The organism is Ornithinimicrobium sufpigmenti (assembly GCF_004322775.1).
Taxonomy (GTDB): domain Bacteria; phylum Actinomycetota; class Actinomycetes; order Actinomycetales; family Dermatophilaceae; genus Ornithinicoccus; species Ornithinicoccus sufpigmenti.
The window spans coordinates 2,130,678-2,151,830 of record NZ_CP036403.1 but is presented as its reverse complement, the minus strand read 5'-3'; the positions used below and the strand labels follow the sequence as shown (position 1 = coordinate 2,151,830).

The following is a 21,153-nucleotide window of genomic DNA, read 5'->3' as shown; positions in this document are numbered from 1 at the left end:
CGCGGCTCAGACCAGCGGCTGCGCCAGCTCGACCCGCAGGGCGGAGACCACCTCGGTCCGCGACACGGTGAACTGGTCCTGGCGGCGCAGGTCCTTGATCGTCACGGTCCCGTCGGCCACCTCCTGCTCACCGAGGAGGGCGACGAACCGGATGCCGGCGCGGTCGGCATACCTCAGCTGCTTGCCGAGCTTGCCGCCGTCCAGCACCGTCTCGGTGCGGATGCCGCCGGCGCGCAGCTGGGCGGCCAGGGCCAGCTGGGCGTCGAGCAGCCCTTCGGACAGCTGCGGCACCAGCACCTGCACGGTCGACTCGCCCGTCGACGCCTCGAGCAGGCCGGCCTCGCGCAGCTGCCAGAAGAGGCGGGACAGGCCGATCGAGATGCCCACGCCGGGCAGACGGGACTTGGTGTACTGGCCGGCGAGGTTGTCGTAGCGGCCGCCGGAGCAGATCGACCCGATCTCGGGGTGGTCGTCCAGGACGGTCTCGTAGACGGTGCCGGTGTAGTAGTCGAGGCCGCGGGCGATGGAGAAGTTGAGGCGGTAGTCGGCCTCGGGCACACCCATGGCCCGGACCAGGGTGAGCACCTCGCGCAGCTCGGCGACGCCCTCCGCCAGCGACGCACTGCCGCGGGAGCCGCCCTCCACCTCGGCGAGCCGCGACAGGGCGTCCTCGTGCCCCGTCGAGCGCACCTGCACGAAGGTGAGGATCTGCTCCACGACCTCCGGGGACAGGTCGAAGCCCTCACCGGTCAGCGTGGTCCGCAGGTAGTCCTCGCCGCGCTTGTCGAGCTTGTCCACCTCGCGCAGCACGGCTGCCTGCTGCTCACCGTCGGTGATCCCGAGGTCCTCGTAGAACCCCCGCAGCAGCTTGCGGTTGTTGATCTGGATGGTGAACGGCCCGATCGCCAGGTCGGCGAAGATGCCGTGGATGATCGCGGGGCACTCGGCGTCGTGCCGGACCGAGAGCTGGTCCTTGCCGATGATGTCCACGTCGCACTGGTAGAACTCCCGGAACCGCCCGCGCTGCGGCCGCTCACCCCGGTAGACGCGCTGCATCTGGTAGCGGCGGAACGGGAAGGTCAGCTGGTGCTCGTGCTCGGCGACGTAGCGCGCCAGCGGCACGGTGAGGTCGAAGCGCAGGGCAAGCTCGGGGTATGCCGTCTCCCCCGCCGCGCCCTCGCCGCTTTCCCGGCTCTGGCGCGTCGCCTCGTTGGCCTTCTCCAGCGCCCCCGTGGACTGCACGAAGTAGACCTGGCGCTCGGTCTCGCCGCCGGTCTTGGTCAGCAGCACGTCGGAGCGCTCGAAGACCGGCGTCTCGATCGGCAGGAAGCCGAACCGCTCGTAGCCGGTGCGGATCGCGTCCAGCATGCGCTGGAAGGCGACCTGCTCCTGCGGCAGCAGCTCGAGGACTCCGGACGGCGTGCGGGGGGTGATCACCGGGCGAGTCTATCGAGGCGTGACAGCTGCCCCCGTCAGGTGCTGAGCCGCACCGGGCGGTCCGGCTCGCCCCGTGCGTGCGGTCAGGACGACCACAGCGAGTGGTAGGCGTTGACCGCGGGTTGGCCGCCCAGGTGCGCGTAGAGGACGGTGGAGCCTGCAGGGATCTCGCCGTCCTTGACCAGGTCGATCAGGCCCGCGAGGGACTTGCCCTCGTAGACCGGGTCGGTGATCATCCCCTCCAGCTGGGCGCCGAGCGCCATGGCCTCCATGGTGGACTCGACCGGGAGCCCGTAGAGCTCGCCCGCCCACCCCTCCAGCACCTGGATCTCGTCCTCGCGCAGCTCGCGGCCGACCTCGATGAGCTGTGCGGTGTGGCGCGCGATCCGGGCCACCTGGTCCCGGGTCTTCTCCAGGGTCGCGGAGGCGTCGATGCCCAGGACCCGACGGCGCACCCCGGTGAGCTCCTCCAGGGCGGCGAAGCCGGCGATCATCCCGGCGTGGGTCGAGCCGGTGACGGTGCACACCACGATCGTGTCGAAGAAGACGCCCAGCTCCTTCTCCTGCTCGGCGAGCTCAAAGGCCCAGTTGGCGAAGCCCAGACCACCGAGGTGGTGCTCGGAGGCGCCCGCAGGGATCGGGTAGGGCACCCCACCGGCCTCCTCGACCTCGTGCAGGGCCTGCTTCCAGGAGTCACGGATGCCGATGTCGAAGCCGGAGTCGTCCAGCCGCGAGTCGGCGCCCATCATCCGGGACAGCAGGATGTTGCCGACCTTGTCGTTGACGGGGTCCTCCCACGGCACCCACCGCTCCTGGACGAGTCGGCACCTCAGCCCGAGGTGGGCAGCGACCGCCGCGACCTGGCGGGTGTGGTTGGACTGGTAGCCCCCGATGGAGACCAGCGTGTCCGCTCCGGAGGCCAGCACGTCCGGAACGATGTACTCCAGCTTGCGGGTCTTGTTACCGCCGAAGGCCAGCCCGCTGTTGACGTCCTCACGTTTGGCCCACACCTGAGCCCCGCCCAGGTGCGCGGACAGCCGCTTGAGGTGGTGCACCGGGCTCGGCCCGAAGGTGAGCGGGTAGCGGGGGAACTCGCTGATCGTCATATCGACCTCGTCGTCGTGTGGGTGGAGGGGTATGGGGTCTCGCGCGCCTGGTCCTGCGCCAGGTCGTGCACGTGCGGGTGAGGCGGTGCCGCGGGCGCCTGTCGTGCCTACCCCGCCAGACCCAGCAGGTAGGGGTTCGTGGTGCGCTCCCGCGCCATCGTCGTGGCCGGTCCGTGCCCGGGCAGGACCAGGGTGGGGTCCGGCTGGGGCAGCACGACGTCGCGCAGGGAGCGTTGCATCGCGGCATGGTCGCCGCCGGGCAGGTCGGTGCGCCCGATCGAGCCGGCGAACAGGACGTCGCCGGAGAGCATGGTCCGCTCCAGCTCGTCGGAGGGGATGCCGTCCGGCACGCCGGCCAGCGAGAACAGGACCGAGCCCTCGGTGTGGCCCGGCGCGTGCGCCACCTCGAGCTGCAGCCCGGCCAGCTCCAGCACCTGCCGGTCGGTGACCTCGACGACGTCCTCGGGCTCCGTCCACGTCGCGGCGCGGCCGAACTGCTGCTCGAGCGCCAGCAGCAGCTGCGGGTTCATGGTGGCGAGCGGGTCGCGCAGCCGGTAGCAGTCGTCGGTGTGGATGTAGGCGCCGGTGGTCCCCGCGCACACGGGCGTGACGGAGTAGACATGGTCGAGATGGCCGTGGGTGAGGAGGACCGCGGCGGGGCGCAGCCGGTGCTCGCGCAGCACCTCCTGCACCCGGTCCACCACGCCCACGCCGGGGTCGACGATCAGGCACTCCTCGCCTGCGGCGGGGGCCACGATGTAGCAGTTGGTCCCGAAGGCGTCGGCCACGATGCTGCGCACGAACATGCAGTGCAGGCTAGTCCCGCAGGCGGTGAGAGCCGTTAGGTAGGGTCGGTGCACCACGCCACGTCGAGTCGGCCCCGATGGTCGACCTCGCGGTCCCTTCCAGAGAAGAGCCACCCACAGTGACCGACCAGATGCCGCAGCCGTCCGAGCGCTCCGCCGAGACCGACCAGTTGCCCGAGTCCGAGGCCAGCCGCGACCAGGTGACGGAGCAGGCCGCCGCGACCGAGGCCCCGCAGGCCACCCCGGAGCCCGACACGCCGGAGCTCGCCGAGGCACCCGCGGAAGAGGCCGCGCCTGCGGAGGAGACCACCGAGTCACCCGCTGAAGAACCCCCGGCTGTGGAGGAAGCCGCGGCGGAGACTCCGGTCGAAGAGGCCGCCCAGGCAGCTGCCGAGGAAGAACCCGCCGACGAGGCATCCAGTGAGGCACCTGCCGAGGAGACCCCGGCCGCAGCGGACCCCGCCGAGGAGAGCCCCGCCCAGCCGGCAGCCCCCCTTCCGGGTGTTCCCACGCCGGCCATGTTCGCGGCGCGGAAGCCCGCGGCTCCGCGGCCGGCATCGTCCGTCCCGACCGCTCCGGCCAGCCCGGACACCAGCGCAGCGGTGGCTGAGCCGCTGCCGCCCAGCGAGTCGGTCCGGCACGGACGCGTGGGCGAGGACGGCACCGTCTACGTCCAATTCGCCGACGGCACCGAGCGTGCGGTCGGGTCCTACCCGGGGGCCACCGCCGATGAGGCGCTGGCCTACTTTGCCCGCAAGTACGACGAGCTCGTGGCAGCGGCGGACCTCCTCAAGGCTCGCCTGGCCAGCACCGACGTCAGCTCGCACGACGCCCGGCAGTCGCTGAACCACCTCAAGGAGCAGATCGGCGAGGCCAACGTCGTCGGCGACCTGGCCGCCCTCGAGGCGACGGTCACGCACCTGGAGGGTGCGATCTCCGACAAGGCGAGGGCCGAGCAGCAGGCCCGCGCGGCCGCCAAGGCCCAGGCGACGCAGGAGCGCGAGGCGATCGTCGCCCAGGCCGAGCAGCTGGCCGCCACCGACCCGTCGCGCATCCAGTGGAAGCAGAGCAGCGCCCGGGTCCGCGAGCTGCTGGACGAGTGGAAGGCCCACCAGCGCTCCGGACCCCGCCTGGACAAGGATGTCGAGTCCGGGCTCTGGCAGCGCTTCAGCGCCGCTCGCTCCTCCTTCGACAAGGCCCGCAAGACCTGGTTCGCCCAGCTCGACGACCAGCACGCCGAGGCCAAGCGGCTCAAGGAGCGGCTCGTCGCCGAGGCGGAGCAGCTGGCGACCAGCAAGGACTGGGGTGCAACGGCCGGCGCCTTCAAGCGGCTCATGCAGGACTGGAAGCGCGCCGGGCGCGCCTCCCGTACCGAGGACGACGCCCTGTGGCAGCGCTTCAAGTCCGCCCAGGACGCCTTCTTCAACGCCAAGGACGAGGTGGTGGCCGCCGAGGAGGCCGAGTTCACCGAGAACCTCAAGGTCAAGGAGGCTCTGCTCGCGGAGGCCGAGGCGCTGACCGTCGACGAGGCCAACCTCGAGCACGCCAAGAACGAGCTGCGTCGCATCCAGGACCGCTGGGAGGCCGCGGGCAAGGTCCCCCGTGCCGACGTGCGCCGGGTCGAGGGTCGCCTGAGGGCCGTCGAGCAGCAGGTCCGCGATCTGGAGGACAAGAAATGGCAGCGCACCGACCCCGAGCTCACCGCCCGCGCGCAGTCGATGGTGGACCAGCTGGAGCGTCAGGTGCAGGGCCTGGAGTCCGACCTCGCCGCCGCTCGCGCGGCCGGTGACGACAAGCGGGCCTCCAGCCTGGAGTCCGAGATCGCCACCAAGAAGCTGTGGCTGGACTCGGCGCGGGGTGGCCTGTCCTGATGACCGACAGCCCGGGCGACCCCCCGGAGGTGCGGCGCATCGAGGAGCTCGCCAGCCACGTGACGGAGGTCGCGGACGGCCTGTGCCGCTACCTCGACGCCTCGCCCTCCCCCTTCCACGCCGTGGACTCCGCGGCCCGTCTCCTCACGGGTCAGGGCTTCGCCGAGGTCGTCGAGACCGACCCGACCCCGACTACGCCGGGCAGCTATGTCGTGCGGCGGGGCGGCTCGCTCATCGCCTGGTCGACCGACCACCTGCCGGAGGGTGCGGCGGCGCACACGCCATACCGGGTCGTCGGTGCCCACACCGACTCCCCCAACCTGCGGATCAAGCCGCACCCTGACTGGGCGCGCGCCGGCTGGCAGATGCTGGGCGTGGAGATCTACGGCGGGGCGCTGACCAACTCGTGGCTGGACCGCGACCTCGGCCTGTCCGGTCGCGTCGCCGTCCGGGACGCCTCGGCGCCGGGCGGCGTCGGGCAGCGGCTGTGGCGCTGCGACGACCCGATCCTGCGGGTCAGCCAGCTGGCGATCCACCTGGACCGCACCGTCCGGACCGAGGGGCTGCAGCTCAACGACCAGCAGCACCTCGCCCCGCACTGGGGGCTGGGCGCCGGTGTGGACCGCACCTTCCGCGACTGGCTCGCCGACCAGGTGCAGGTAGCGCCGGAGGACCTGCTCGCCTACGACGCGATGACGCACGACCTCACGCCCGCACGCAGGATCGGGCGCGACGGTGAGCTGCTTGCTTCCGCGCGGCTGGACAACCTCGCGACGTCCTACGCCGCGGTCCTCGCCCTCCTGCACGCGGTGGACCAGCCCGCCGAGCAGCCGTGGATCCCGATGATCGCGCTGTTCGACCACGAGGAGGTCGGCAGCACCTCCGAGCGCGGCGCTCAGTCGACCTTCCTCCCGGCCTGGCTCGAGCGGATCGTGCTGGCCGCCGGGGGCAGCCGCGAGGACTACTGGCGGGCCCTGGCCGGCACGGTCATCGCCTCCGGCGACATGGCCCATGCGACGCACCCCAACTACGCCGAGCGGCACGAGCCGCAGCACCAGATCCGGATGAACGGCGGCCCGGTGCTCAAGGTCAACACCAACCTGCGCTACGCCACCGACAGCCTCGGCGCCGCGGCCTTCCAGCTGGCCTGCGAGCAGGCGGGCGTGCCGATGCAGACCTTCGTCACCCGCACCGACCTGCCCTGCGGCTCGACGGTCGGCCCGATGACCTCGGCCCTCACCGGCGCCACCACGGTCGACTTCGGCGCGCCGGTGCTCTCCATGCACTCCACCCGCGAGATCTGCGGCACGCTCGACCAGGCCGGGTATGCCGCCGCCCTCGCCGCCTTCCTCGCCCCCGCCACCCCCTGACGGACCGGCGACACGTTCTGCCCCATCCGGCGACACGCTGTGCCCATCCGGCGACGCGGCGCCGCGCAGGACGTGTCCCCGGTCGGGGGCAGACCGTGTCCCCGGTCGGGGGCAGAGCGTGTCGCCGGTCGGCCTCGCCAGGGTCAGGTCACGCGCTGCGGGAGGGCTGGCTGCGGCGGCGGTGCGGGTCGGTGCTGGTGGTGCCGGTGACGCGGTAGGCGTCGAGCACGGCGGGGATGCGGCGCACGGCGCGGATCACCGACTCCAGGTGCGAGGGGTCGGCCATCTCGAAGGTGAACTTGGACAGGGCCACCCTGTCGCGGCTGGTCTGCACCGACGCCGAGAGGATGTTGACGTGCTGCTCGGACAGCACCCGGGTCACGTCGGAGAGCAGGCCGGGCCGGTCCAGCGCCTCCACCTGCATGTTGACCAGGAACAGGCTGGAGGCGGTCGGGGCCCATGCCACCGCCAGGATCCGCTCGGGCGACTGCGTCTGCAGCTGCTCGGCGTTGGTGCAGTCGGTGCGGTGCACCGAGACGCCCTTGCCGTGGGTGACGAAGCCGAGGATGGGGTCGCCCGGCACCGGGGTGCAGCAGCGGGCCAGCTTGACCCAGACGTCGTCGGCGCCGACCACGGTGACGCCCGGGTCGGCCTGCGGGAGCCGGCCGCGCTGCGGGCGGACCGCCTCGGCCAGGTCCTCCTCGGCACCGTCCTCTCCGCCGAGCGTGGCCACCAGCTGGTTGACCACGTGCTGGGAGCTGACGTGCCCCTCGCCGACGGCGGCGTAGAGGCCCTCGATGTCCTTGTAGTTCAGGTCCTGCGCGACCGCGGTCAGCGTGTCGTGGCTCATCAGCCGTTGCAGCGGGGCGTTCTGCTTGCGCAGCACCTTGGCGATCTGGTCGCGACCGGAGTCGACCATCTCCTCGCGCCGCTCCCGGGTGAACCACTGCCGGATCTTGTTGCGGGCGCGGGCCGTCTTGACGAAGTTGAGCCAGTCGCGGCTCGGGCCGGCGTCCTGGGCCTTGCTGGTGATGATCTCGCAGACGTCACCGTTGACCAGCTCGGAGTCCAGCGGCACCAGCTTGCCGTTGACCCGCCCACCGACACAGCGGTGCCCGACCTCGGTGTGCACCGCATACGCGAAGTCGACGGGCGTGGCCCCGGCCGCCAGGGCCATGACGTCGCCGTCCGGGGTGAAGACGTAGACCTCGGCGGCGCCGACCTCGAACCGCAGCGAGTCGAGGAACTCCCCCGGGTCCGAGGTCTCCTTCTGCCACTCGATGAGCTGGCGCAGCCACCCCATCCCGTCCAGCGCCCCCGGGCCGCCGTCCGTGCCCGCCTTGGCCTTGGTGCCGTCCGGGCCCTGCTCCTTGTACTTCCAGTGGGCCGCCACGCCATACTCGGCCCGGCGGTGCATCTGGTGGGTGCGGATCTGCACCTCGACCGGCTTGCCGCCCGGGCCCATCACCGTGGTGTGCAGCGACTGGTACATGTTGAACTTCGGCATCGCGATGTAGTCCTTGAACCGCCCCGGCACCGGGTTCCACCGGCTGTGCAGGGCGCCGAGCACCGCGTAGCAGTCCTGGATCGAGTCCACCAGCACCCGGACCGCGACCAGGTCGTAGATCTGCTCGAAGTCGTGCCCGCGCACGATCATCTTCTGGTAGACCGAGTAGTAGTGCTTGGGCCGGCCGGTGACCGTCGCCCGGATCTTGCTCGTCTTGAGCTCCTCGGTGATCTCGGCCCGGATCCGGGACAGCATCTGCTCCCGTGCCGGCGCGCGCTCGGCCACCATCCGGACGATCTCGTCATACACCTTGGGGTAGAGCTGGGCGAAGGACAGGTCCTCCAGCTCCCACTTGATGGTGTTCATCCCCAGCCGGTGCGCCAGCGGGGCGTAGATCTCCAGCGTCTCCTGCGCCTTGCGCGCGGCGGACTCGGCCGACACGTAGCGCCAGGTGCGGGCGTTGTGCAGCCGGTCGGCCAGCTTGATCACCAGCACCCGGATGTCCCGCGCCATGGCCACGACCATCTTGCGCACGGTCTCGGCCTGCGCCGCGTCGCCGTAGGTGACCTTGTCGAGCTTGGTCACGCCGTCGACCATCATGGCGATCTCGTCGCCGAAGTCCTTTCGCAGCTGCTCCAGGGAGTATGCGGTGTCCTCCACCGTGTCGTGCAGCAGTGCCGCCGCGATGGTGGAGGGGGTCATCCCGAGCTCGGCGAGGATGGAGGCCACCGCCAGCGGGTGGGTGATGTAGGCGTCGCCGCTCTTGCGGGTCTGGCCCTTGTGCGCCTTCTCGGCAACCTGGTAGGCGCGCTCGATCAACGAGACGTCGGCCCGCGGGTGGGTGGCGCGGACCGAGCGCAGCAACGGCTCCAGCACCGGGCTGGTGCTGGTCCTAGCCCCCCCGAGCCGCGCCCACCTCGGGCGCAGCCCACCGCCGACCCGGGGGGTCGAGGCGCTGGGCACAGGCTCGGTCATGGACAAATCATAGGTGCTGCCCCCGCGCGGACCGATTCGCCGGCCGGGTGGAGCCGTGCCCCGCGGCTTCGAGAGGCAGAAGGACGATGCTCCACGCCGCTGCCCGGGTCGGCGCAGCCCTAGACGGTGACGAGGCTGTGCAGGTCGTAGCCACTCAGCCGCGAGCGGCCGCCGAGGGCGCCGATCTCCAGGACCAGCTCGATCCCGGCGACGCTGGCGCCGCAGCGCTCGACCAGCTCGCAGGTCGCCGCCAGCGTGCCGCCGGTGGCCAGCACGTCGTCGACGACCAGCACCCGCTCCCGGTGGTTGACGGCGTCCTGGTGGATCTCCAGCGTCGCCTCGCCGTACTCCAGCGTGTAGGACTGGGCGTGCACGGCCGCGGGCAGCTTGCCGGCCTTGCGCACCGGCACGAAGCCCACCCCGAGCTCGTGCGCGATCATCGCACCCAGGATGAAGCCGCGCGCCTCGATCCCCGCGACCACGTCCACCTGCCCCTGCCGGCGCCGCACCGTGTCGGCCACGATCCGGTCCCGCAGCGGCCGGTCCAGCAGCAGCGGGGTGAAGTCCTTGAAGGTCACCCCCGGCTCAGGGAAGTCGGGGATGTCCCGCATCCCCTCCAGGACCGCGGCGGAGAGCTCAGGGTCGGCCGTGGGCCTGGCCTCGGGCGTGGCCTCGGTCATCAGGAGCGGCGCTTGCGCTTGGGCTGGTTGCGGGGCCCGCGCTGGGTGTAGGGGTGCAGCTGGCGGCCCTGCGAGGGCTGCCCGCCGGTGGCCTGCCGCGCCGGGGTGGGTGCGCCCACGGCGGCGGTCTGTGCCTCGGTGTCGTCACCCTCCTCGCCGTCCAGCTGCTCGCCGCCGACCACATCGTCCGGCTCGGCGGCACGGGCGCCCCGTGCCTCCTGGCGCGCCCGGCGCTTGGTGACCTGGGCGTCGTGCTTGCGGATCCCCAGCTCACCCTGGCGCATCGTGACCAGCAGCGGGGTCGCGATGAAGATCGAGGAGAAGGTGCCCACCGCGATGCCGATGAACAGCGCCCAGGACAGGTCGACCAGGGTCCCCGGACCGATGATCGTGAGGCCGACCAGCAGGATGACCGCCACCGGCAGGAGCGCCACGACCGAGGTGTTGATGGAGCGCACCAGGGTCTGGTTGACCGCAAGGTTCGCCGCCTCGGCGAAGGTCTGCCGCTTGGTCTCCATCGCGTGCTCGGTGTTCTCGCGGACCTTGTCGAAGACGACGATCGTGTCGTAGATCGAGTAACCCAGGATGGTCAGGAAGCCGATCACCGACGCCGGTGAGACCTCGATCCCCACCAGGGCGTAGACGCCGATGGTGAAGATCACGTCGTGGAGCAGCGCCACCATGGCCGCGGCGGCCATCTTCCAGGTCTGGAAGTAGAAGGTCAGCACGAGCGTCACCAGGGCCAGGAAGACGGCCAGGGCGATCAGGGCGCGCTGGGTCACCGTCTCTCCCCAGGACGGACCGACGAAGCTGCTCGTCACGTCCTCGTCGGGGACGTCGAACTCCTCGGCCAGGCCCAGCCGGGCCGACTCGGCGTCCTCGTTGGACAGCTCGCCGGTCTGGACCCGGACCGTGCTGTCCCCGATACGGGTGACGCCGGTGGTCCCGCCCGGGGACACCTCGTCCATCACCGCGCTGGCGCGCTGCTCGTAGGAGTCCAGATCCTGCACCTGGCTGACCCGCAGCTCGGTGCCGCCGCGGAACTCGATGCCGAAGTTCAGGCCCAGCCCGAGCAGGCCTACCAGCGAGAGCGCGATGAGCACGCCGGAGAGGAGGTACCAGAACCGCCGCCGGTGGACGATCGGGTAGGACTTCTTGCCGCTGAACAGGTCGTTGCCCAGCTCCGAGAAGCGCGACATCAGACCACACCGCCTTCCAGCTCTTCGCGGGTATGCCGTCTGGAACCGACCGGGATCACGTCCGGCTCACGCACCTGGCCCCGGCCGAGGTAGGCAGAGCGCTTGGCACCCAGCCGCTCCGGCTCCATACCCGACCACTTGCGGCCCTCGCCGAAGTAGCGGGTGTTGGCCAGGATGCTGACGATGGGGTGGGTGAACATGAACACCACGATGAGGTCGATGACCGTGGCCAGGCCCAGCATGAACGCGAAGGCGGCGACCCCCGCCTCGGAGAGCATGTAGAGCACGACGGCCGCGAGGAGGTTGACCACGTCGGAGATGATCAGGGTCCGGCGGGCCCGCGCCCACCCGGTGTCCACGGCGTACCGCAGCGGTCGTCCGGCACGGACCTCGTCCCGGATGCGTTCGAAGTAGACGATGAAGCTGTCGGCCGTGATGCCGATGGAGACGATCAGCCCGGTGATCCCGGCCATCGTCAGGCGCAGGTTGCTGGACCAGCCCAGCAGGGTCACGCCGCCGTAGGCCAGCGCGGCGGCGATGACGAGGGCGGCGATCGCCACGAACCCGAGGGCGTGGTACTGGACCAGCATGAAGGCGAAGACGAGGAGCAGGCCGATGCCGCCGGCGATCATGCCCCAGCGCAGCTGCTCACCGCCCAGGGTCGGGCTGATCTGCTCGTCGGTCTGGACCTCGAAGCTCAGCGGCAGGGCACCGAAGCGCAGCTGGTTGGCCAGCGTCTCGGACTCCTCAGCGGTGAAGTCGCCGGTGATGGTCGCGGTGCCGCCGGAGATCACCGACTGCACGCCCGGGGCGGAGATGACCTCGCCGTCCAGGACCATCGCGAACCGGTTGCGGGCGTCGACCTGCCCCGTGGGTGAGGGAGCACTGCGGTAGCTGAACAGCCGCTGGGTGATGTCGGCGAAGGTCTGGCCGCCCTCGTTGTCGAAGGTCAGCACGACCTGCCAGCGTCCGGTCGGGGCGCCGCCCTGGAGCTGCTCGGGGCCGAAGGTGGCGTCGGTGACGCTGGCGCCGGAGAGCTCGGTGGGGCCGAGGATGTACTTCTCCGTGGCCTCCGTGTTGCAGGTGACGATCGGCTCGTCCGCCGGGGCGTTGGCCACGTCGGAGGCGACGTCGCCCGTGCAGTCCTCGGCGAGGAACTGCTGCTGCAGCTCGGCGGTGATCTGGTTGAGGTCCGAGGGGTCGGCCGGCGGGAGAGGCTCCTCCGGCGTCTGGGTCTGCTCGGGAGAGTCGGGGGCTTCGGTCTGCTCGGCGTCCTGGGCGGCGAGCACGTCCGTCGTGCCCGCGGCGGCCTGGGCGGAGACGGCAGCGCTGGTGCCGCCGCGCAGGGCGGCGGGGGCCTCGCCGCCGCGGTTCTCCTCCGTCTGGACCGCGTCGTCGACGTCGGCGTCCTCGTCCTGGCCGTCGATGCCCTCGGTGAGCGGGTCCGGCACGCCTTCGGGGTCCGGTGCGTTCAGCTCCTCGAGCACGCTGCGGGGCAGTGGCAGCGTGCGCGGTGCCGGCAGTTCCTCACCGGGCGGCAGGATCAGCTGCGCCGCGAGGACCGGGCGGAACTGCAGCTGGGAGGACCGGCCGAGGGCCTCGAGCTGCTCACGGGTCGGGCTGCCCGGGATGGCCACGGAGATGTTGCTGCCCATCTGGGAGACCTCGGCCTCGCTGACACCCGTGCCGTCGACCCGGCGCCGGATGATGTCGATCGCCTGGTCGAGCTGCTCGCTGCTGACCGACGCGCCCTCCTCGGTGATCGGCGCGATGACGATCTGGCGGCCGCCGGCCAGGTCCAGGCCCAGCTGGGGCGTGAGGTCGGCGCGGGGGTTGCCCCACACGTGGGCGGCACCGATGCCCCCGAAGAGGGCGGCCATCACGACGGCGAGGGCGACCAGCGTGCGGATCGGGCCGCGCATGCGGGCCCGGCGGCGACCGCGGGACTTCGTCTTCGGGGGGCGGCCGGAGGAGGTGGTCTGCTTGCGGCCGGTGGTGCGGCCGCTGCCCGGCAGGTCCTCCTCGGGACGGGAGGTGTTGGGGGTGGTGAAGCTCATTGCGGGTTGGTCCCCCCGGCGTCCGTGTCGGTGCCCGGGGCGGGACGCCCGGGGCCGGCCTGGGCGATGGTCATCGGCACGACCGCGCGCCGGTCCATCCGGATCACGACGCCCTCGGCGATCCGCAGGTGGATGACGTCGTTCTCCAGCCCGGCGACCACGCCATGGATGCCGGCGGTGGTCAGGACCTCCTGGCCGACCTGGAGCGCCTGCTGCGCCTCACCCAGGGCCCTGGCGCGGCGCCGCTGGGAGAACATCAACCAGACCAGGAGCAGGATCGGCAGGGCCAGAATGAGGATGGAGAGCCCGCCGCCCCCCGGGGACGCGGCTGCGCCGGTCGCGAGTGTCATGGACCAGACCCTTCAGCTGTGAGTGTCATCGACGTCGACATCGACATCGAGGTCGAGGCCGGGCACCTGCGCGACGTCTGCCGCGGCAGGGCACCCGGGGCAGTCTAGGTGAGCGAGCCAACGCCACCAAAGAGGCCGCCCGCCGTGTCTCGACCGGCGACACGCTATGCCCCGACCGGCGACACGCTATGCCCGGACCGGGCACGCCATTGCGGGCCTGTCAGTCGTCGAGGGGGAGCGGGTCCTGACCGGCCGGGGTGCCGAGCCGCCCGGCGCCGGCCTCCCCAGCCGCGCCCGGATAGCCACCCACCCGCGGCCCGGCGTCGGCCGGCGGGGTCAGCCCGAGGTGCTCCCAGGCGGCTCTGCTGGCGGCACGGCCCCGGGGCGTGCGGATCATGAAGCCCTCGCGGACCAGGTAGGGCTCGGCCACGGTCTCCACCGTGTCCGGCTCCTCGCCGACGGCGACCGCGAGCGTGGACAACCCGACCGGTCCCCCGCCGAACCGGGTGCACAGCGCCTCCAGGACGGCGCGGTCCAGCCGGTCCAGCCCCAGGGCGTCGACGTCGAAGAGCTCCAGCGCGGCCCGGGCCGCGGGCTCGTCGACGCGGTCCTCCCCGTGCACCTGAGCCCAGTCCCGCACCCGGCGCAGCAGCCGGTTGGCGATCCTCGGGGTGCCGCGGGATCGGGAGGCGATCTGCTGCACACCGGCTTCGTCGGCCGCGATGCCGAGCAGGTCGGCGTTGCGATGCAGGATCGTGACCAGATCCTCGGTGGCGTAGTAGTCGAGGTGGCCGGTGAAGCCGAACCGGTCGCGCAGCGGCGCGGGCAGCAGCCCGGCCCGGGTGGTGGCTCCCACGACGGTGAACGGCGGCAGCTCCAACGGGATCGCGGTCGCGCCCGGACCCTTGCCGACGATGACGTCGACCCGGAAGTCCTCCATGGCCAGGTAGAGCATCTCCTCCGCAGGGCGGGACATGCGGTGGATCTCGTCGAGGAAGAGCACCTCGCCCTCGACCAGTGAGGACAGGACCGCTGCCAGATCGCCGGCGTGCTGGATGGCCGGCCCGGAGGTGATGCGGATCGGCTGCTCCAGCTCGCCGGCGATGATCATCGCCAGGGTGGTCTTGCCCAGGCCGGGCGGGCCGGAGAGCAGGACGTGGTCCGGTGGGCTGCCGCGTCGCCGCGCCGCCTCCAGGACCAGACCCAGCTGGTCCCGCACCCGTTGCTGTCCCGGGAAGTCGGCAAGCCTGCGCGGACGGAGGGCGGCCTCGATCCGCCGCTCCTCGTCGTTGCCGGCGGGATCGACCATCCGCCCCACACCGGGGTCCTCCCCCGCGTAGCCGACCTCGCGGGAGCCGTCGGCGAAGCCGTCGCCGCCCAGGCCCAGATCCGGTTCCAGGTCGCTCATCGGCCCAGCTCCCGCAGCGCGGCCCGCAGCACGGCAGCCACGTCGGTGGGTGCGTCGGGCGCTGAGGTGACGGTGGCGAGGGCTGCGTCCGCCTGGCGGGTGTTCCAGCCCAAGCCCTCCAGGGCCGCGCGCACCTGTCCCACGACAGCGTCCTCGGCACCGGCAGCGCCGGCGGGCGCGACCGACAGCTCGGCCGGGTCCACGCCGACGGCGAGGATCTTGTCCTTCAGCTCCAGCACCAAACGCTCGGCCGACTTCTTGCCGATGCCGGGCACCTTGGTCAGCGCGGCCAGGTCGCCACGGGCAAGGGCGGCGCGCAGGGCGTCGGGAGCGTGCACCGAGAGCATCGCCAGCGCGAGCCGGGGACCGACACCGCTGACGGTCTGCACCTGCTCGAAGAGCGCTTTGGCGTCCGCGCCGGCGAAGCCGTAGAGGGTCAACGACTCCTCCCGCACCACCAGGGTGGTCTCCAGGGTGATCTCCTCACCCGTCCTGCCGTCGGCCGCGGTGGCGGGCGTGGTGTGGACCAGCAGGCCCACGCCCCCCACCTCGACGACCAGATGGTCCAGACCCACGTGCCGGACGGGGCCGCGGACGGAAGCGATCACGGGACGATCCTCCTGGTGGTGACGGGTCGTACGCCGGAGCGGCCACCGGCCCGGGCCGCGGCGGCACGCTGGGCGGTGCGGTGCTGGGCGTGCAGCTCGGCGAGCCGGTTGGGTGCGCCCTGGCCCGCGGCCTGCTCGGCCGCCTGCAGCCGGTTGGTCCGCCCGCCGGGCGTGCCGGCCTGGTCGACGCGAGCGTCATACCCGCCCCGCCACAGGTGGCAGATGGCCAGCGCGAGGGCGTCGGCCGCGTCCGCCGGCCGTGGTGCCTCCTCGAGCCCGAGGATGCGGGTGACCATGTGCCCGACCTGCGCCTTGTCAGCGCGGCCGTTGCCGGTGACGGCGGCCTTGATCTCCGACGGGGTGTGCATCGCCAGCGGGAGACCGAGCCGGGCGGCGGCGAGCATGGGCACGGCCGAGGCCTGGGCGGTGCCCATGATGCCCTTGATGTTGGCCTTGGCGAAGATGCGCTCCACGGCGATCGCGTCGGGCGCCCAGTCGGCGATCCACTGGTCGATCTCGGTCTGCACGGACAGCAGCCGCTCGTGCGGTTCGTCCTCCGGCGGGGTGCGCACGACGCCCACGGCGATCATCCGCAGCCGGCGACCGGGCAGCCCCTCGACCACACCGAGGCCGCAGCGGGTCAGGCCGGGGTCGACGCCGAGGACGCGCACGGGTGGACCTCCTCCGGGCCGGCAGGTGTGGACGAGTGTGGACAGATGTTCGTAGGCCACGCTACGCGGCCGGACCTCTCCCCTGGCGCTCCGACACGCCTGCGGCCGCGCCCCGGTCGTGCCGACTCGAGCCAGGGCGCGCCCTGTCGTCAGTCCTCGTCCAGCTCGGCCAGCACCTCGTCGGAGATGTCGGCGTTGGAGTAGACGTTCTGCACGTCGTCGCAGTCCTCCAGCGCGTCCACGACCCGCATGACCTTGCGCGCACCCTCGGCGTCCAGCTCCACCTCCATGCTGGGCACGAAGGTGACCTCGGCGGAGTCGTAGTCCAGACCCGCCTCCTGCAGCGCAGAGCGCACCGCCACCACGTCGCCGGCCTCGGAGATCACCTCGAAGGACTCCCCCAGGTCCTGGACGTCCTCGGCACCGGCGTCCAGGACGATCTCCAGCAGGGCGTCCTCGGTGGCCTCGCCGGGTCCCTGCTCCTTGGGCACCACGACCTGGCCCTTGCGTTCGAACAGGTAGGCCACCGAGCCGCTGTCGGCCATGGTGCCGCCGTTGCGGGACAGTGCCGTGCGCACCTCCATCACCGCGCGGTTCTTGTTGTCGGTGAGGCACTCGATGTACAGAGCGACCCCGCCGGGGGCATAGCCCTCGTAGACCAGCGCCTCGTACGCCGCGCCCCCCGCCTCGGCGCCGGAGCCGCGCTTGACCGCGCGGTCGATGTTGTCGTTGGGGACCGAGCTCTTCTTCGCCTTCTGGATCGCGTCGTAGAGCGTCGGGTTACCGGCCGGGTCGCCGCCACCCAGACGCGCCGCGACCTCGATGTTCTTGATGAGCTTGGCGAAGAGCTTGCCGCGCTTGGCGTCCAGCGCCGCCTTCTTGTGCTTGGTCGTCGCCCACTTGGAGTGCCCAGCCATCCCAGTCCCTACCTTCGTCGTCCTGCGTGCGTTCGGGGCGCCACCGTCAGGGCAGGGCACGGTATGCCGTCCTCGCGGGCGAGGGTGCGTGGCCTGCCGCTGCCTCAGGGCGCGACCGGCCCACGACCGTCGCGGAGGACGGCGGTGGACCGCGCTCCTAGGTTAGCCCCCGCTCAGGACCTGGCCAGCAGGCAGATGCCAGCCTGAGGTCAGGCACATGTCGAGGAAGAGCGCGTGCACCCGGTGGTCACCGGTGACCTCGGGGTGGAAGCTGGTGGCCAGCAGCGACCCCTGACGTACGGCGACCGGGTGCCCGTCCACCTCGGCCAGCACCTCGACCTCCTCGCCCAGGCGCTCGACCCACGGCGCCCGGATGAAGACGGCCCTGAACGGATCGCCGTCCATCCCGACCACCGGCAGGTCGACCTCGAAGGAGTCGACCTGCCGGCCGAAGGCGTTGCGGCGCACGGTCATGTCGATCCCGCCGAACGACCGCTGCTCCGGGTGCCCGTCGAGGATCTGCCCGGCCAGCTGGATCATCCCCGCGCAGGAACCGTAGACCGGCAACCCTTGCCGGATCAGCTCCTGCACCGGTGCGTGCAGCCCGAAGATGCGCGACAACCGGTCGATGGTCGTCGACTCTCCGCCGGGGATGACGAGCCCGGCCAGCCCGTCGAGCTCCGCCGGCCGGCGGACCGGGCGGGGGTCCGCGCCGACCGCGCGCAGCGCCTCGAGGTGCTCTCGGACGTCGCCCTGGACGGCGAGGACGCCGACCGTGGGCGCCGGCATGGTGGTGGCCACGGGTCCGTCGGGGGCTACCAGCCGCGCTCGGCCAGCCGGTGCGGGACCGGGATGTCGTCGACGTTGATCCCGACCATCGCCTCACCCAGGCCGCGGGAGACCTCGGCGATGGTGTCGGGGTCGTCGTGGAAGGTGGTGGCCTTGACGATCGCGGCGGCGCGCTGGGCCGGGTTGCCGGACTTGAAGATGCCGGAGCCGACGAAGACGCCCTCGGCGCCCAGCTGCATCATCATAGCCGCGTCGGCGGGGGTGGCGATGCCGCCGGCGGTGAACAGCACGACGGGCAGCTTGCCGGCGCTGGCCACCTCCTTGACGAGGTCGTAGGGGGCCTGCAGCTCCTTGGCGGCGACGTAGAGCTCGTCCTCGGCCATCGAGCGCAGCCGGTTGATCTCCGCGCGCAACGTACGCATGTGGGTGGTCGCGTTGGAGACGTCACCGGTGCCGGCCTCGCCCTTGGACCGGATCATCGCCGCACCCTCGGTGATGCGCCGCAGGGCCTCACCGAGGTTGGTGGCGCCGCAGACGAAGGGGACCTGGAAGGCCCACTTGTCGATGTGGTTGGCGTAGTCGGCCGGGGTGAGCACCTCGGACTCGTCGATGTAGTCGACCCCGAGGCTCTGCAGCACCTGGGCCTCGACGAAGTGACCGATGCGGGCCTTGGCCATGACCGGGATGGAGACCGACTCGATGATGCTGTCGATCATGTCCGGGTCGCTCATCCTGGACACGCCACCCTGGGCGCGGATGTCGGCGGGGACCCGCTCCAGCGCCATCACCGCCACGGCGCCGGCGTCCTCGGCGATCTTGGCCTGCTCCGCGGTGACGACGTCCATGATGACGCCGCCCTTGAGCATGTCGGCCATGCCGCGCTTGACGCGGGTGGTGCCGGTGGCGTGGGTGGGCTCAGCGGACTGCGAGGACTGGGAGGACTGGCTCATGGGGGTTCTCTTCCCTGATGGTGCGGTTCGGTGGTGCAGGGCGACGCAACGCCTGCGGGGGCGGCGCTGCTGCCGGCAGGGGCAGGCCAGATCCTACGCGTCCGGCGGCTCGGCTCCGAACCGCCTGCGACGAGCCAGCACACCGTCTGCCGTGCGGCTCACCGAGGCCGAGGCGGCACGACCGCGACCTCAGCGGGAGGCGTCGGCGGGGGGCTCGGGTGGCATCTCCCCCGTCTCGGCGACCTCAGCAGCGATGTCACGCAGCTTGCGGTTCAGGTGCTGGCTGCTGCGCCTCAGGATCGCCATCGCCTCCTCGGAGGTGACCAGGTTGCGCTCCATGATGATGCCGATGGCGGTGCCGATCTGCCGGCTGCTGGTCAGGGCCGTCCCCAGCTCCTCGGCATCCTGCTGACGCAGCAGCTGCTCCACGCCCAGGGCGGCGATCGGTGCATAGAGCGCCGCCAGCCCGACGGTCAGCTCACCGAACGCCGACGGGAACCGTGAGCTGAAGGTGAGCGAGGCCACGTCGCCGCCGGCCAGCGGGAGTCGGACCGCCAGCATGCTGCGGATCCCGGTCTCCTCCACGCACCGGCGGGCGAACTCCGGCCAGCGCGACTCCGTGGACAGGTCGTCCGCCGGCTCGAGGGTGGGCACGCGGGCGGCCTCCAGGCTGGGCCCCTCGCCCACCTCGTGCTGGAGCGCGTCGATCACCCGGGCGACCTCGTCCGTGGCCACCATCGTCCGCGGGGCCCGCCCCTTGCGGACCAGGGTCAGCCCACAGGTGGACTCCACGGGCATCGACCGGCAGGCGAAGAACACCAGACGCGCCAGGTCCAACCCGGTCCCCGTCGACGAGGCGAGGAGGTTGAGCAGACCCGACATATCGGCCGCCACCTCGGTGACCGCCTCGCGCGGCCGATCGTTCACGTCCCGTCACCTTCCCATCACGTCCATCCCACCCCAGGGGGACTTCGTCAACGGGCAGTCTACCGACCCGACGGCCCTACCCCGTGCGCGTGCGAGAGGCAGGCCCAGACCGCCTCTAGGGGTGTACCCGCCAGACGCCCACCAGGTGCCAGGCACCATCCCCTGCCGAGAACGCGACCCTGCTACGGTCAGCGGTAGACGCCTCGCGCGTCTGCCGGATCGAGCCGAGGTCTGGTCGCCCTTCGAGGAGCACCCGTGCCCGACCTTTCTTTCACCCGCAGACTGCGGGTCGGGCTGATCACCGACTCCGAGATCGTCCGGGATGGCGTCCGTGCGCTGCTGGCGCCGCATACCGCCCGGGTGACGCTTGTCGAGCCGGCCGGCCCCGCCGCGCCCGCCTGGGACGTCGCCCTCCTCGACGCGTGGTCGCCGGACATCGTCGACCAGGCGGCGTTGCGGAAGGCGGCGCGCGACCCGCGGATCCGCAGGGTCGTCCTCTACACCTCCTCCCACCCGGCCACCCTGCCTCCTTTCACAGCCAGCCGCCCGGCGCGGCTGTCGCTGCCCAAGCAGCTGAACGGCGCCCAGCTGGTGCAGGCCCTGGAGGAGCTCTGCGGCGGGCCCGCCCCTCGGACCACCACGGTCGACCGGGCCGAGCCCGCGCACGGGCTGACCCGGCGCCAGGCCGAGATCATCGGCCTGATCACCACCGGGCTGACCAACGAGGAGATCATCGAGCGGACCGGGCTGTCCAAGAACACGGTGAAGACCTACATCCGCGCGGCCTACGGCCGGATCGGCGTGGACAGCCGCGCCCGGGCAGTGCGCTGGGGTATGGAGAACGGCTTCCTGACCAGTCCGGGCTCGCCCAGCACGGTCCCGAGCCAGGCGGCCCGCCCCTTCCCCGTCGCCACGGCGAAGAGCAGACCCGACCCGTCGACTCAGGCGCCCTCGGAGCCGGGCCAGCTGTCCACCAGCTGACGGCGCACGTCCTCCAGCAACTGCGGCAGCGCCTTGGTCTGGGCGACGATCGGCAGGAAGTTGGCATCGCCCAGCCAGCGGGGCACGAGGTGCTGGTGCAGGTGGGCGGCCACGCCGGCGCCGGCCACCTCCCCCTGGTTCATGCCGAGGTTGTAGCCGGCCGGGTTGGCCGCCGCCGTCACCGCCCGGATCGCCGCCTGGGTCAGAGCGGTGAACTCAGCCGTCTCCTCGGCGGTCAGGTCGATGTAGAGCGACACGTGCCGGTAGGGGCAGACGAGCAGGTGCCCCGGGTTGTAGGGGAAGAGGTTGAGCACGACGTAGCAGTGCTCCCCCCGGTGCACGATCAGCCCGGCCTCGTCGTCCTTCTGCGGCGCTACGCAGAAGGGGCAGCCGTCCCCCGCGTCCTTGCTGGGTCGCTCGCCCCGGACGTAGGCCATCCGGTGCGGCGTCCACAGCCGCTCGAAGCCGTCCTGCATCCCCGGCAGGTCGGCGGCCTGCTCGACACCGGCGTCGCCTCCGTCGCTCATGGCGGGCAGTCTACGGT

General features: G+C 71.9%; 19 protein-coding genes. 3 read left to right on the top strand and 16 right to left on the bottom strand.

Features of this window, described 5'->3' with window-relative positions:
- Positions 1–6 precede the first annotated feature (6 nt).
- The 3 genes from hisS to ESZ52_RS09740 all read right to left on the bottom strand — a co-directional run bounded on the left by hisS (position 7) and on the right by ESZ52_RS09740 (position 3,349).
- Positions 7–1,437, bottom strand: coding sequence for a histidine--tRNA ligase (gene hisS, locus ESZ52_RS09750; protein ID WP_131104770.1), 1,431 nt, complete (start codon positions 1,435–1,437; stop codon positions 7–9).
- A gap of 83 nt (positions 1,438–1,520) precedes the next feature.
- Positions 1,521–2,543 (bottom strand): 1-aminocyclopropane-1-carboxylate deaminase, encoded by a 1,023-nt coding sequence (locus ESZ52_RS09745; RefSeq protein ID WP_131104769.1) that lies wholly within the window; start codon positions 2,541–2,543, stop codon positions 1,521–1,523.
- A 107-nt stretch (positions 2,544–2,650) separates the two neighbouring features.
- A complete protein-coding gene (locus ESZ52_RS09740; RefSeq protein WP_131104768.1) occupies positions 2,651–3,349 on the bottom strand; it encodes an MBL fold metallo-hydrolase in 699 nt (232 codons plus the stop codon).
- 131 nt (positions 3,350–3,480) lie between these two features.
- Here ESZ52_RS09740 and ESZ52_RS09735 point away from each other — a divergent pair, with 131 nt between their 5' ends.
- Both ESZ52_RS09735 and ESZ52_RS09730 read left to right on the top strand, forming a co-directional pair.
- Positions 3,481–5,220, top strand: coding sequence for a DUF349 domain-containing protein (locus ESZ52_RS09735; RefSeq protein ID WP_238154572.1), 1,740 nt, complete (start codon positions 3,481–3,483; stop codon positions 5,218–5,220).
- On the top strand, positions 5,220–6,590 hold the full coding sequence (locus ESZ52_RS09730; protein WP_131104767.1) for a M18 family aminopeptidase: 1,371 nt from the start codon (positions 5,220–5,222) through the stop codon (positions 6,588–6,590). The genes ESZ52_RS09735 and ESZ52_RS09730 overlap by 1 nt, the downstream gene beginning before the upstream one ends.
- A 148-nt stretch (positions 6,591–6,738) precedes the next feature.
- Here ESZ52_RS09730 and ESZ52_RS09725 read toward each other — a convergent pair whose 3' ends face one another.
- The 12 genes from ESZ52_RS09725 to ESZ52_RS09670 form a co-directional block, all read right to left on the bottom strand.
- Entirely contained in the window at positions 6,739–9,072 is a 2,334-nt protein-coding gene (locus tag ESZ52_RS09725) for a RelA/SpoT family protein (protein WP_131104766.1), read from the bottom strand.
- Between the two features lie 119 nt (positions 9,073–9,191).
- Complete coding sequence (locus tag ESZ52_RS09720) at positions 9,192–9,752, bottom strand: adenine phosphoribosyltransferase (protein WP_131104765.1); 561 nt, start codon at positions 9,750–9,752, stop codon at positions 9,192–9,194.
- Entirely contained in the window at positions 9,752–10,951 is a 1,200-nt protein-coding gene (secF, locus tag ESZ52_RS09715) for a protein translocase subunit SecF (protein WP_131104764.1), read from the bottom strand. Before secF ends, ESZ52_RS09720 begins: the two co-directional genes overlap by 1 nt.
- A complete protein-coding gene (gene secD, locus ESZ52_RS09710; RefSeq protein ID WP_131104763.1) occupies positions 10,951–13,008 on the bottom strand; it encodes a protein translocase subunit SecD in 2,058 nt (685 codons plus the stop codon). Before secD ends, secF begins: the two co-directional genes overlap by 1 nt.
- Positions 13,005–13,358 (bottom strand): preprotein translocase subunit YajC, encoded by a 354-nt coding sequence (locus tag ESZ52_RS09705; RefSeq protein WP_131104762.1) that lies wholly within the window; start codon positions 13,356–13,358, stop codon positions 13,005–13,007. The genes secD and ESZ52_RS09705 overlap by 4 nt, the downstream gene beginning before the upstream one ends.
- A gap of 220 nt (positions 13,359–13,578) precedes the next feature.
- Positions 13,579–14,766 (bottom strand): Holliday junction branch migration DNA helicase RuvB, encoded by a 1,188-nt coding sequence (gene ruvB, locus ESZ52_RS09700; RefSeq protein WP_425600006.1) that lies wholly within the window; start codon positions 14,764–14,766, stop codon positions 13,579–13,581.
- Positions 14,763–15,374 (bottom strand): Holliday junction branch migration protein RuvA, encoded by a 612-nt coding sequence (gene ruvA / locus ESZ52_RS09695; RefSeq protein ID WP_131104761.1) that lies wholly within the window; start codon positions 15,372–15,374, stop codon positions 14,763–14,765. The genes ruvB and ruvA overlap by 4 nt, the downstream gene beginning before the upstream one ends.
- On the bottom strand, positions 15,371–16,045 hold the full coding sequence (ruvC, locus tag ESZ52_RS09690) for a crossover junction endodeoxyribonuclease RuvC (protein WP_131104760.1): 675 nt from the start codon (positions 16,043–16,045) through the stop codon (positions 15,371–15,373). The genes ruvA and ruvC overlap by 4 nt, the downstream gene beginning before the upstream one ends.
- Before the next feature lie 149 nt (positions 16,046–16,194).
- The gene (locus tag ESZ52_RS09685; RefSeq protein WP_131104759.1) at positions 16,195–16,962 is read right to left on the bottom strand and encodes a YebC/PmpR family DNA-binding transcriptional regulator; all 768 of its coding nucleotides are present in this window, start codon (positions 16,960–16,962) and stop codon (positions 16,195–16,197) included.
- 162 nt (positions 16,963–17,124) lie between these two features.
- Entirely contained in the window at positions 17,125–17,751 is a 627-nt protein-coding gene (gene pdxT / locus ESZ52_RS09680; RefSeq protein WP_131106542.1) for a pyridoxal 5'-phosphate synthase glutaminase subunit PdxT, read from the bottom strand.
- A 26-nt stretch (positions 17,752–17,777) separates the two neighbouring features.
- Positions 17,778–18,701: a pyridoxal 5'-phosphate synthase lyase subunit PdxS gene (gene pdxS, locus ESZ52_RS09675; RefSeq protein ID WP_131104758.1), complete on the bottom strand. Its 924-nt coding sequence runs from the start codon at positions 18,699–18,701 to the stop codon at positions 17,778–17,780.
- Between the two features lie 189 nt (positions 18,702–18,890).
- The gene (locus ESZ52_RS09670; RefSeq protein WP_131104757.1) at positions 18,891–19,628 is read right to left on the bottom strand and encodes an ANTAR domain-containing protein; all 738 of its coding nucleotides are present in this window, start codon (positions 19,626–19,628) and stop codon (positions 18,891–18,893) included.
- A 255-nt stretch (positions 19,629–19,883) separates the two neighbouring features.
- Between ESZ52_RS09670 and ESZ52_RS09665 the strand changes: the two genes are divergently transcribed.
- Entirely contained in the window at positions 19,884–20,609 is a 726-nt protein-coding gene (locus ESZ52_RS09665) for a response regulator transcription factor (protein WP_181010006.1), read from the top strand.
- On the opposite strand, the gene ESZ52_RS09660 is transcribed toward ESZ52_RS09665, so the two are convergent.
- Complete coding sequence (locus ESZ52_RS09660) at positions 20,570–21,136, bottom strand: HIT family protein (RefSeq protein ID WP_131104755.1); 567 nt, start codon at positions 21,134–21,136, stop codon at positions 20,570–20,572. The two genes, ESZ52_RS09665 and ESZ52_RS09660, sit on opposite strands and share 40 nt — an antisense overlap.
- Positions 21,137–21,153 lie beyond the last annotated feature (17 nt).